Source organism: Simplicispira sp. GW247-4R2A, from assembly GCF_059424465.1.
This window is the reverse complement of the sequence record NZ_JBWKZM010000032.1, coordinates 46,747-55,386: the sequence shown is the minus strand read 5'-3', so window position 1 is coordinate 55,386 and position 8,640 is coordinate 46,747. Positions and strand designations below refer to the sequence as shown.

Sequence of the window (8,640 nt, the reverse complement as noted above, 5' to 3'; positions counted from 1 at the left end):
GGATTGGGGTCGGAGCACGAGTTTCGCTGCGCGAAATCGTGATCCGACCCCAATGCCTGCGCGGCGTGCGTGCGACTTCAGACCCGCCAGCGCCCCATGGCCGCCCACAAGATAATCGTGGCCACACACGACCGGGCGGTCCGGTAGTCGGAGCAAGCGTTGAAACCTGACATTCGCGACCTTGTCGCTGGCATCGCGATGATTTCGCTAGGCCTCTTTGTAGCCTTGTATGCGTCCACCCATTACCAGGTCGGCTCCGCCTCCCGCATGGGGCCAGGCTATTTCCCGACGGTGCTCGGCTACATCCTCGCCGCGCTGGGCCTGGTGATTGCGCTGCTCTCGCTGCGCAAGACGGTCCATGTGGTGCAGCCGCCCCCTTTTACTTTGCGTCCCTTTCTGGCGGTGATGGCGGCGGTGGCGCTTTTCGCTTTGCTGATTTCGCATGTTGGGCTGGTCCCCACCACGATTTTGATGGTGGTGGTCACCTCTGCCGGAAGCAACAGCTTTCAGTTGCGCCGGGCCGTCCTGCTCGGTGTTTCCCTCTCGGTCATTGCCTGGCTGATCTTCTCGCTCGGTCTGCAAATGACACTGCCGGCCTTTGCCTGGGAGTTCTGAGCCATGGACTTCCTTTCAATCTTTGCGGCCAACCTCTCCATAGGCATCCATGAAGCGGTCACGCTCAGCAACCTTTGGTACTGCTTCGTCGGGGTGTTCCTGGGAACGCTCGTTGGCGTGCTGCCGGGCCTGGGCTCGCTGATTGCGATTTCCCTGCTGCTGCCCATCACCTACCACCTGCCCGCCACCGGCGCGCTCATCATGTTGGCGGGGGTGTACTTTGGCGCCGATTACGGCGGCGGCACCTGCTCCATCCTGCTGGGGGTGCCAGGGCACGCGGCAGCAGCAGTCGATGTGCTGGACGGCTACCCCATGGCCAAGCAGGGGCGTGGCGGTATCGCCTTGTTCATGAAGTGCGTGGCCTCGTTCTGGGGCTCCGCCGTGGGCATCGTGCTGCTGATGATGTTTGCCCCTGTTCTCTCGGGCTGGGCCCTGAATTTCGGCCCCTCGGAGTACTGCGCGTTGATGCTGCTGGGCCTGATTGCGGCTTCCACCGTGGGCCAGGGCTCGCCCCTCAAGGGTGTGGCGATGGTGTTCTTTGGTTTGATCCTGGGCGTGATCGGAACGGACGTGAACAGCGGTGTCTCGCGCTTTGCCTTCGACATCCCTGAGCTGACCGACGGCATCAGCCTGATCGCCATGGCCATGGGGCTGTTCGCCATTACCGAGGTGATCAAGAGCGCCAACACTTCGCGCGTGACGCCCGAGGAGCAACGCTTCTCGCTGCGCGACCAGATGCCGACCAAGGAAGACTGGCGCCGCTCCTTTGGCCCCATGCTGCGCGGCTCGGGCCTGGGCGCCTTTTTTGGCGCGCTGCCCGGCACCAGCGGGGGCATGGCGACGTTTCTGTCGTACTCGATGGAAAAGCGCATTTCCAAGCACCCGGAGGAATTCGGCAAGGGCGCCATCGAGGGCATCGCCGGGCCCGAGGCCTGCAACAACGCGGGCGTGGGTACGGCGTTCATCCCGACGCTGACGCTCGGCATTCCCGGCGACGCCGTCATGGCGCTGATGCTGGGGGCCCTCACCATCCAGGGTATTCAGCCTGGTCCGCAGGTCATTACGGCCCACCCGGACCTGTTCTGGGGGCTGATCGTGAGCTTCTGGATCGGCAATATTTTTCTGGTGATCCTCAACATCCCGCTGATTGGCATGTGGGTGAAGTTGCTCTCTATCCCCTACCACCTGATGTTCCCGGCCATCGTGCTGTTCACCTGCATCGGGGTGTACAGCACCAGCAACAGCACGTTTGATGTCTGGGTGCTGCTGGCCTTTGGCATCGTGGGCTACCTCATGGCCTTGCTGCGGCTGGAGGTGGTGCCGGTGCTGCTGGGCCTGATCCTGGGGCCGATGCTGGAAGAAAACTTCCGCAGAACCTTGCTGCTCTCGCGCGGCAGCTTCAGCGTGTTTGTGGAGCGGCCCATTACGGCTGTGGCGCTGGGGGTTTGTGCGTTTTTGCTGCTCTGGACGGTGTGGGGCTCGCTGCGCAGCCGCGTCACTGCATAGGGGGAAGCAGGCCGGCGCCGCGCGCTGGCCTGTGGCTTGCCTCAGGCGTGCGGTGCTTGCAGGTAGCGCCCTGCCAGTTCCCGCTGCGCGGCGCTGTCCACGCCCAAGACGTCCACCAAGTACGTCTGCAGGCCGCCGTAGTCCTGGTCCACCTTGTGCAGCGCCGCGTCGAGAAACTCGGCCTGCACACGCCACAGCACCGCCAGCACTTCTTCCGGTGCGTGGCCCTCGGCCATGGCGGGGCGGCGGTACAGGTCGTTGGTGAGCAGGTAGTCGCGCATCACCACGTCGCGCGGCACGCCGAGCGCCAGCAGGATGAGCGCGGCGGCAAAGCCGGTGCGGTCCTTGCCGGCGGTGCAGTGGAAGACCAGCGGCGTGTCCTTGGCGAGCAGGATGCGAAAGAACTCGGCAAAGCGTGGCGCGTTCTCGTGCACGAAGCCGCGGTAGGTTTCCTGCATCAGCGCCACCGCGTCCTGCGCGGTCAGTGCCCGGCCATCCCGCTGCAGTTCGATGGCGCGCTGCACCACCGTGGGCTCGATGGCCAGTTGGTAGTGCTCGACGGCGGGCAGCAGGTAGGCGAGCTGGGCGCGTTCGCGCTCGCCCCGGAAATCCACCGTGCGTGCGATGCCCAGCGCGGCCAGGCGTGCCTGGTCGCCGGGCGTCAGGCTGGCCAGGTGGTCGGAGCGGAAGATGCGCCGCCATGCGACCTGCCGGCCGCCGTGGCCGGTGTAGCCGCCCAGGTCGCGGAAGTTGCTGGCGCCGGCCAGCGGCAGGGAGCGGGTGGGGGTTTCGGATCGCGGAGCGTCCGCAGAGAGGTCGGGTGTTGGCATGGCGCTGAGCGTAGCGCAAGCGGCCGGTTTTGGCCGTCCCCCGCGGGCAGCGCTCCCGGGCGGGCCGTTCACTGCGGCAGCACGCTCAACGCGGGGTCCAGCGGGCGCTCCTGGCTGCCCGGTGGGCATGGCTGGTCGGTGTACACCGTGCGGCTTCCTTGCACGCACTTGCGTGGTGGCGCGGCCGGGGCCGGGGCTGATGCGCCCGCTTTGGCAGGCTGCGCGCTTGCCGACGCCCTGGCGTGGCCAGGCGGTGGGCTGGGGCGGGTGATGGCCCGCCAGGTTTGCCTGGCCCAGGGGCCGGCGAGCGGCGTCCAGCGCTCGGCGGTCCACCACGCGGCCACGCTAGCTGCGACCAGAACCACGGCCAGGGTGGTCCAGACAGCGCGCTCCCTGGGGCCGAGCATGGTGCCCCCCGTTCCAGGTCAGCCCAGGTGCGGGCCGAGCAGGCCGGCGAGCTCGAACATGCCGGCGCTGTCCTTGCCGAACACGGCGCGCAGCTTGTCGTCGGCGACGATGGTGCGCTTGTCCTTGGGGTCCTGCAGGTTCTGCGCCTTGATGTACTCCCACAGCTTCTTCACGGCGGCCGGGCGCGCCACCGGCTCGGTGCCGATGACGGCGGCGAGCGCAGCGCTGGGCGCTTTGCCGGCTGCGGCCTTGCGTGGTGCGGCCGCTTTCGCCGCCGTCTTTTGGGCCGGGGCTTTCTTGGCAGTGGCTGGTTTTTTAAGGTCTTTTAGGCCTCCAGCGCTTGTCCTGCTTGCGCCAGCAGCTATGGTTTTGGTAGTTCCACCGGCAGCCGGCTTGCGCGGCGGGAACTTGCTCGGGGCAAATTCAAAGTTCACTTTGCCGGCTTCAGCGTCCCAGGCCAGGTGCGCCTTGAAGGCGCGGCGGGTGCGCATGCTGACGAACTTGTCGAGCAGGTCGGTCTTGCCCGTCTGCAGGAGCTTTTCCATCTGCGCGCGCTCCACTGGCTGCTGCAGGATGATCTTGCCGCTCTTGAACGTGCAACTGGGCACGGGCTGCGCGGCGGTGGGGACCGATTTGGCGCACACGTAGTTGCTGCCGTGCTCGTGCACTTCGGCGCCGCAAATGGGGCAGGCGCCGAGCGCCGGGTCGGTGAATTCGACCAGCTCGCCGGTTTCCTCGGCCTTGTCGTCGCCAAAATCGAATTCGAGCTTGTAGTTGTGCGCTTCGTCGTCGTACTTGAGCACGATCTCGGACGTGAACGGCCAGCCGGCCTTGGAGCGAAAGCCGTCGAGTGGGCCGATCTTGCGCTCGCTCAGCAATTGCTCGGCCTCTTGCGGCTCGAAGGTGCGGCCCGCGGGCGATTTGCCGAAGGAGAAGCCGCAGGGTTCCGCGCCTGGCTTGCCCACGCAGGCGTACCTGCGGTAGTTTTCCTTCACCACGCCGCCGCAGTTGGGGCAGGGCGCCACCAGCGTGGCGTAGTCGCCGGGGATGGTGTCGCGGTCGTATTCCTTGGCCTTCTTCACCATGCGCTCGGTCATGGCGGCGATTTCCTGCATGAAGGTGGCGCGCGGCAGCAGGCCCTTTTCCATTTGCGCGAGCTTGTATTCCCACTCGCCGGTCAGGTCGGCGCGGGCCAGCTCCTTCACGTCCAGGCCGCGCAGCAGCGTCATGAGCTGGAAGGCCTTGGCGGTGGGGATCAGCTCGCGGCCGTCGCGCAGCATGTACTTTTCCGCCAGCAGGCCTTCGATGGTGGCCGCGCGCGTGGCCGGCGTGCCCAGGCCTTTTTCCTGCATGGCCTCGCGCATGTCTTCGTCTTCCACCTGCTTGCCGGCGCTCTCCATGGCGCCCAGCAGCGTGGCTTCCGAATACCGCGCCGGTGGCTTGGTCTTGAGGCCCTTGGCGTCGACTTCGTTTGCCAGGGGCTTTTCGCCCGGCTGCACCGGGACCAGGTTCTGGCCTTTGTCGCCTTCCTTGGCGTCCTGCACCTCATCGGCGGCTTCCTTGCCGTAGATGGCGAGCCAGCCGGGTTTGACCAGCACCTTGCCTTCGGTCTTGAAGTGGTTGGTTTGGCCCGCTTGCTCCACTTTGCTGATGCGGGTGGTCACCAGGTATTCCGCGCTGGGGAAAAACACCGCCAGGAAGCGGCGCACCACCAGGTCGTAGAGCTTTTGTTCGGCTTCCGACAAACCGCTGGGCGCTTGCAGCGTGGGGATGATGGCGAAGTGGTCGCTCACCTTGGCGTTGTCGAAGATGCGCTTGTTCGGCCGCACGTAGTGGCCTTCGATGGCCGTGCGGGCGTGCGGCGCCAGGTGCGCCATGCCGCTGCCCGCCAGCATTTCGAGCGTTTGCTTGGCCACGGGCACATAGTCTTCGGGCAGCGCACGCGAATCGGTACGCGGGTAGGTCAGGGCCTTGTGGCGCTCGTAGAGCGACTGCGCCAGGGAGAGCGTGGTCTTGGCCGAGAAGCCGAATTTGCCGTTGGCCTCGCGCTGCAGGCTGGTCAGGTCGAACAATTGGCCCGGCGCCTGGGTGGTGGGGCGGCTCTCTTCGGTCACCGTAGCAGCCTGCCCGCGCGAGGCATCGGCAATGGCGCGCGCCTGGGCTTCGGACCACACGCGGTCGGCGCGCTGCTCGGCATCGTTGGGGTTCTTCTTCCACGCCGGGTCGAACCACTTGCCGGGGTACTGGCCGGCCTGCGCAGCAAACGACGCGTGGATTTCCCAGTAGTCGCGGCTGATGAATTTGCGGATTTTTTCTTCGCGCTCCACCACCAGCGAGAGCGTGGGCGTCTGCACCCGGCCCACGGTGGTCAGAAAGAAGCCGCCGCCCTGCGAGTTGAAGGCCGTCATGGCGCGGGTGCCGTTGATGCCGACCAGCCAGTCGGCCTCCGAGCGGCTGCGGGCGGCGTCCGCCAAGCCCTGCATCTGCTCTTCGGTGCGCAGTTGGTCAAAGCCGTCGCGAATCGCCTGCGGCGTCATGGACTGCAGCCACAGGCGTTTGACCGGCTTGCCCAGTGGCTTGGCGCCGCCGGCGTACTGCTCTATCAGGCGAAAGATCAGCTCGCCCTCGCGGCCCGCGTCGCAGGCGTTGATGAGCTGCGTCACGTCCTTGCGCTTGGCCTGCTTGACGACGGCGTTCAGGCGCGTCTTGGTCTTGTCCACGGGTTTGAGGTCAAAGCGCGGCGGAATCACCGGCAGGTTGGCAAAGCTCCACTTGCCGCGCTTGACGTCGAATTCTTCCGGCGCCTGGATCTCGACCAGGTGGCCGACGGCGCTGGTGACGACGTACTGGTCGTTCTCGAAATGCTCTTCGTGCTTGTCGAACTTGCCCGCCATGGGCGTGAGTGCGCGCACGATGTCTTGTGCGACCGAAGGTTTTTCTGCGATGACGAGGGTTTTGCTCATGGGGTTTCGTACTGGGGCGCCGCGGCCGGACAGGGCCGCGCGCGCTTCTACAATCGGGCTTCCTCGCGCGTACACGCGCACGCGCAGGTGTGCATATTCAAAGTAACAGAAGTTTTGCCATGCCTTCAAGCACCGTGCCCGCCTCCCACGCCGGACGCCGGCTCCAGACCCGCCGCTCCGGCGTACACGGCAAGGGCGTCTTCGCCGTGCAGGATATCGCCGAGGGCGAGGTGCTGATCGAATACACCGGCGAGGTCATCAGCTGGCAGGCGGCGCAGGACCGGCACCCGCACGATCCGCTGCAGCCCAACCACACGTTTTATTTTCATGTCGATGAAGACCGCGTGATCGACGCCAAGTTCGGTGGCAACTCCTCGCGCTGGATCAACCACAGCTGCGATCCCAACTGCTTTGCCGATGAGCAGGAGGGCCGCATCTTCATCACCGCGCTGCGCAACATCGCAGCGGGCGAAGAGCTGAACTACGACTATGGTCTGATCATCGAAGAGCGCTACACGCCCAAGCTGAAGGCCGAATACCCCTGCTGGTGCGGCGCGGCGAACTGCCGCGGCACCTTGCTCGCCCCCAAGCGCGGCCCGTGGGCGCCGGCGCCGCTGGCCAAAAAAGCCCCCTCCAAACCACGCAAGACGCGGGCCGGCGCATGAGCGCGGCGCCAGGCCTTGCGCCAACCCCTGAGCCGACTGGAGGTGCGCCAGTGAACGAACCCCTTCGCTGGCCGCTGGAAGACTTGTGGCAGGCGCTGGCGCCGCGCCTGCCCGGCTTTACCGCCGAGCTGCTGGCAACGGTCGATTCGACCAACACCGAGTGCATGCGCCGCCTGCGCAGCGGGCAGAGCGAGCCGCTCTTGCTGGTCGCGCTGGCGCAAACCGCAGGGCGCGGGCGCATGGGGCGGGCCTGGCAGAGCGTGGGCGCGGAGCCGGGCGCGGCACTCACCTTTTCACTGGCGCTGCCGCTGGCGCCGCGCAGTTGGTCGGGCTTGTCGCTGGCCGTGGGCCTGTGCGTGGCGCAAAGCCTGCAGGCCGAGTTGCCGGCGGCGGGCGGCCGCGAGCCGCGCATCGCGCTCAAGTGGCCCAACGATTTGTGGCTGCAGGGCGCGGGTGGCCCGGAGCGCAAGCTCGGCGGCATTCTGGTCGAGACGGCCAGCTTGCTGGCGCCCAACGCGGCCGGCCCTGCCGCGCGCTGGGTGGTGGTCGGTGTTGGGCTGAACGTGGCGCCGCGCAGCAGCGAGGGGCTGAGCATGCCCGCCGGCTGCCTGCACGAGCTCGATGCGCGCTGGGACGCCCCCACCGCCTTGGGCCGCGTCGTCCCGCATCTGGTGGACGCCCTTGAGACCTTCGAAACGCAGGGCTTTGCGCCCCTGGTGGCGCCCTTTGCCGCGCGCGACGCGCTGGCCGGCCGGGCCGTGCGCCTGTCGGACGGCCGTGAAGGCGTGGCAGCCGGCGTGGGGCCAGACGGCGCGCTGCACCTGCAGAGCGCGGCAGGCCTGGTGCAGGTCAGCAGCGCCGAAGTGTCGGTGCGGCCCGTTGTGGCAAGCTAGGCGACCATGCTGCGCGCGCTCGTCCTCCTGCTTTTGCTCGCCAACGGGGGCTACTACGCCTGGTCGCAGGGGCTGCTGCGCGACTGGGGCCTGGCGCCGCACGAGCAGGCCGAGCCGCAGCGCCTGGCCAACGAAATCCACCCTGAGCTGCTGCGCGTGTTGCCGCAGCCCGGCACCCAACCGGCGTCTCCCGCCGCTGTGTCGGGGCAGCCGGCGCCCACCGCGCCCGCAGCCCCTGCAGTTGCGCCCGGTACGCCGGCGCAGAGCACGCCCGAGGCCGCCGCTGCCTCTGCACCGCAAGGCGAATGCCTGCAGGCTGGCATCTTCGACGCCGCGCAAGCCGACGTGCTGCGCCGCGCCGCCAGCGCGCTGCCCGAGGGCCGTTGGCGTCTGGAGCCGGCGACGCTGCCGGGCCGCTGGATGGTCTACATGGGCCGGTTTTCCGACCCTGACCAGCTCGCCAAGAAGCGTGCCGAACTGCGCGCGCTGAGCATCGCTTACGACCGGCCGAACGGGACTCTGGAGCCGGGCCTGTCGCTGGGGCGCTTTTCCACCGAAGAGGCGGCGCAGCGCGGCCTCGCCACCCTTGCCGCCAAGGGCGTGCGCTCGGCGCGTGTGGTGCAGGAGCGCGTGGACATGCCTGGCTTCATGCTGCGCCTGCCCGAGGCCGACGCGCGCCTGCGCGCCCAGGCAGAAGACTTGCGCGCTGCGCTGGCCGGCAAGGCGCTGCGGCCCTGCAGCTGAAATTTTAGTAAAAAAA

The 8,640-nt window shown here is 67.4% G+C and carries 8 protein-coding genes; 5 read left to right on the top strand and 3 right to left on the bottom strand.

Annotated features, from left to right (window positions below; genetic code table 11):
• Positions 1–159 precede the first annotated feature (159 nt).
• Positions 160–615, top strand: a complete 456-nt coding sequence (locus AC07ZH_RS17915) for a tripartite tricarboxylate transporter TctB family protein (protein WP_147414726.1) — start codon at positions 160–162, stop codon at positions 613–615.
• Positions 616–618: 3 nt separating this feature from the next.
• On the top strand, positions 619–2,121 hold the full coding sequence (locus AC07ZH_RS17910; protein WP_495200765.1) for a tripartite tricarboxylate transporter permease: 1,503 nt from the start codon (positions 619–621) through the stop codon (positions 2,119–2,121).
• A gap of 41 nt (positions 2,122–2,162) precedes the next feature.
• Here AC07ZH_RS17910 and AC07ZH_RS17905 read toward each other — a convergent pair whose 3' ends face one another.
• The 3 genes from AC07ZH_RS17905 to AC07ZH_RS17895 form a co-directional block, all read right to left on the bottom strand.
• Positions 2,163–2,951, bottom strand: coding sequence for a tyrosine-protein phosphatase (locus AC07ZH_RS17905; protein ID WP_495200764.1), 789 nt, complete (start codon positions 2,949–2,951; stop codon positions 2,163–2,165).
• A 68-nt stretch (positions 2,952–3,019) separates the two neighbouring features.
• Positions 3,020–3,358 carry a DUF4124 domain-containing protein gene (locus AC07ZH_RS17900; protein ID WP_495200763.1) on the bottom strand — a complete coding sequence of 113 codons (339 nt, stop codon included), beginning with the start codon at positions 3,356–3,358 and terminating at the stop codon, positions 3,020–3,022.
• A gap of 18 nt (positions 3,359–3,376) precedes the next feature.
• The gene (locus AC07ZH_RS17895; RefSeq protein ID WP_495200762.1) at positions 3,377–6,322 is read right to left on the bottom strand and encodes a DNA topoisomerase III; all 2,946 of its coding nucleotides are present in this window, start codon (positions 6,320–6,322) and stop codon (positions 3,377–3,379) included.
• Between the two features lie 119 nt (positions 6,323–6,441).
• Between AC07ZH_RS17895 and AC07ZH_RS17890 the strand changes: the two genes are divergently transcribed.
• Genes AC07ZH_RS17890 through AC07ZH_RS17880 form a run of 3 tightly spaced genes read left to right on the top strand, consistent with a single transcriptional unit; the run spans position 6,442 to position 8,624 of the window.
• The gene (locus AC07ZH_RS17890) at positions 6,442–6,987 is read left to right on the top strand and encodes an SET domain-containing protein (protein ID WP_495200761.1); all 546 of its coding nucleotides are present in this window, start codon (positions 6,442–6,444) and stop codon (positions 6,985–6,987) included.
• Positions 6,984–7,880, top strand: a complete 897-nt coding sequence (locus AC07ZH_RS17885; RefSeq protein ID WP_495200760.1) for a biotin--[acetyl-CoA-carboxylase] ligase — start codon at positions 6,984–6,986, stop codon at positions 7,878–7,880. Before AC07ZH_RS17890 ends, AC07ZH_RS17885 begins: the two co-directional genes overlap by 4 nt.
• 6 nt (positions 7,881–7,886) lie before the next feature.
• Entirely contained in the window at positions 7,887–8,624 is a 738-nt protein-coding gene (locus AC07ZH_RS17880) for an SPOR domain-containing protein (protein WP_495200759.1), read from the top strand.
• Positions 8,625–8,640: the final 16 nt, after the last annotated feature.

Excerpts from the sequence above, each read along its gene's own strand:
- AC07ZH_RS17910 (WP_495200765.1), top strand. The coding sequence starts at position 619 with ATGGACTTCCTTTCAATCTTTGCGGCCAACCTCTCCATAGGCATCCAT.
- AC07ZH_RS17905 (WP_495200764.1), bottom strand. The coding sequence starts at position 2,951 with ATGCCAACACCCGACCTCTCTGCGGACGCTCCGCGATCCGAAACCCCC.
- AC07ZH_RS17900 (WP_495200763.1), bottom strand. The coding sequence starts at position 3,358 with ATGCTCGGCCCCAGGGAGCGCGCTGTCTGGACCACCCTGGCCGTGGTT.
- AC07ZH_RS17895 (WP_495200762.1), bottom strand. The coding sequence starts at position 6,322 with ATGAGCAAAACCCTCGTCATCGCAGAAAAACCTTCGGTCGCACAAGAC.
- AC07ZH_RS17890 (WP_495200761.1), top strand. The coding sequence starts at position 6,442 with ATGCCTTCAAGCACCGTGCCCGCCTCCCACGCCGGACGCCGGCTCCAG.
- AC07ZH_RS17885 (WP_495200760.1), top strand. The coding sequence starts at position 6,984 with ATGAGCGCGGCGCCAGGCCTTGCGCCAACCCCTGAGCCGACTGGAGGT.
- AC07ZH_RS17880 (WP_495200759.1), top strand. The coding sequence starts at position 7,887 with ATGCTGCGCGCGCTCGTCCTCCTGCTTTTGCTCGCCAACGGGGGCTAC.